The following is a 1,646-nucleotide window of genomic DNA, read 5'->3' as shown; positions in this document are numbered from 1 at the left end:
CGCCGGTACGACAGGCACCACCTGTGCCGGGTCGGCGCCGACCCGCACACCACGGCCCTGCTCCTCCAGCCAGCTCATCACGCCCGCGGCGGAGTCGAGCCCGAAGGCGCTGCCACCCGTCAGCACGACCGCGTGGATGCGTTCCACCACGTTCCGAGGGTCCAACGCGTCGGTCTCCCGGGTGCCGGGTGCGCCTCCCCGCGAGTCGACTCCGGCGACTGCTCCGTCCTCCGGAGCCAGCACCACCGTCGTGCCGGTCAGCCAGCCCGGGTGGCTCTCGCCGGTCCGCTGGGCATGCCCGACCCGCAGGCCACGTACGTCCGTGAGCGCGTCCTGAGTTGTCATGCGGCATGGATACCAGGCCTGCGGGCGCCCCGTACCCTGGAGACATGAGCACCGGTTCGCAACGTCCCGCCGATCCCGCAGCAGCGCTGGACTTCGGCGACCCGCTGGGCCTGCCCTCCGCGGACGACACCGACGGCGGCTGGGGCGAGGGGACGTCAGGCGCCGGCCCCGGCAGCAGTGGGGACGCGGCGGCCGACTTGGCCCGCTTCCTGGACGAGAAGCCGCCTCACCACCTGTGACGCCGCCCAGCTAGCTCTTCTTCTCGACGCTCAGCCCGTCGCGCTGCTGACCCACTGAGCCCTGCGCGTCCGGCCGGGCGCCGGAGTCCGCGTGCACGGAGCCGTTCCGCTCGGCTGCCAGCAGGTCGCGGATCTCGGCCAGCAGATCCACCTCGTTCAGCTCCGGGGGCGCGGCGGGCACCGGGTTCTTGGCGGCCTGCCGCTCCTTGTACTTGGACATCGGCAGGATCATGAGGAAGTAGACGACGGCGGCCGTGATCACGAAGGTGAGCGAAGCGCTCAGCACCGGCCCCCAGTTGATCGGAACGCCCTTCGTCACCTCGCCCGTCGCCTTGCTGATCTCGCAGGGGGCCTTCAGACAGGACCGGTAGTTGTCGAGGTCCTTCGTCCCTATGGCGCCGACCAGCGGATTGATCAGGCCCTTCACCACGGAATCCACGATCTTGCTGAAGGCGGTGCCGACGACGACGGCGACGGCCAGTTCGACCACGTTCCCGCGCATCAGGAATTCCCTGAAGCCCGCCAGCAGACTCTTCTTCTCGCTCTGGGCAGCTGAATCCACGCTCTTCGACCCGCCTTTTCTCGAAACCGATCCGGTACCAGCGCACGCCTCGAGCGGCACGCGAACTCAGCACAGTGTCACCGCCAGCCGACCGGCCACAGCCGCTCCGGCGAGCGCTGTCGCAGTACTGCGCGGCACCCTGAGCACGACGAGTGCTCCTTCGACGGGGCCGGCGTCCACGGACTTCGGGACCCGGTCCACTCGCACACCCTGGGCGACTACCCGCGCTTCGTGCGACTCATCTGTGCCGGCGATCACGTCGACCCGGTCTCCCGGACTGAGCAGCCGGACTGTGGCGGCGTCCGCGATCCGGACCGGCGCCGAGACCGTCGCCCGGGGCCGCGGCCCGTCCGAAGAGCTTCTCCCGCCCCCCGGAGGAGCGGCGACCGCGGAGGGGCGTGAATCCGCCGCTGGGCCCTGACGGTGCTCACCGCCCCGCTCACCCCGTGGCGCGGAAGCCGCCATCGCGGCGGCCGCGACGGCGAGCCCGGCGGCCGTGA

Annotated in this window: 4 protein-coding genes; 1 reads left to right on the top strand and 3 read right to left on the bottom strand. The window is 71.3% G+C overall.

What is annotated here, in order from left to right:
- A partial coding sequence (locus H5J26_RS30800) for a P1 family peptidase (protein WP_181769226.1) occupies positions 1–345 on the bottom strand: 345 nt, incomplete at its 3' end.
- A gap of 44 nt (positions 346–389) precedes the next feature.
- Between H5J26_RS30800 and H5J26_RS30795 the strand changes: the two genes are divergently transcribed.
- Complete coding sequence (locus H5J26_RS30795) at positions 390–584, top strand: hypothetical protein (RefSeq protein ID WP_181769225.1); 195 nt, start codon at positions 390–392, stop codon at positions 582–584.
- A 10-nt stretch (positions 585–594) separates the two neighbouring features.
- On the opposite strand, the gene mscL is transcribed toward H5J26_RS30795, so the two are convergent.
- Both mscL and H5J26_RS31115 read right to left on the bottom strand, forming a co-directional pair.
- The gene (gene mscL / locus H5J26_RS30790; RefSeq protein ID WP_309238140.1) at positions 595–1,146 is read right to left on the bottom strand and encodes a large conductance mechanosensitive channel protein MscL; all 552 of its coding nucleotides are present in this window, start codon (positions 1,144–1,146) and stop codon (positions 595–597) included.
- Between the two features lie 66 nt (positions 1,147–1,212).
- On the bottom strand, positions 1,213–1,646 hold a 434-nt coding region (locus H5J26_RS31115), incomplete at its 5' end, for a hypothetical protein (RefSeq protein WP_235981258.1).

It is taken from the genome of Streptomyces albidus (ex Kaewkla and Franco 2022) (assembly GCF_013870515.1).
GTDB lineage: Bacteria > Actinomycetota > Actinomycetes > Streptomycetales > Streptomycetaceae > Streptomyces > Streptomyces albidus.
The sequence above is the reverse complement of the archived record's forward strand: the minus strand, read 5'-3'. Positions and strand labels throughout refer to the sequence as shown.

Bases quoted from the DNA above. Each gene is read 5' to 3' on its own strand.
- H5J26_RS30795 (WP_181769225.1), top strand. From the start codon at position 390: ATGAGCACCGGTTCGCAACGTCCCGCCGATCCCGCAGCAGCGCTGGAC.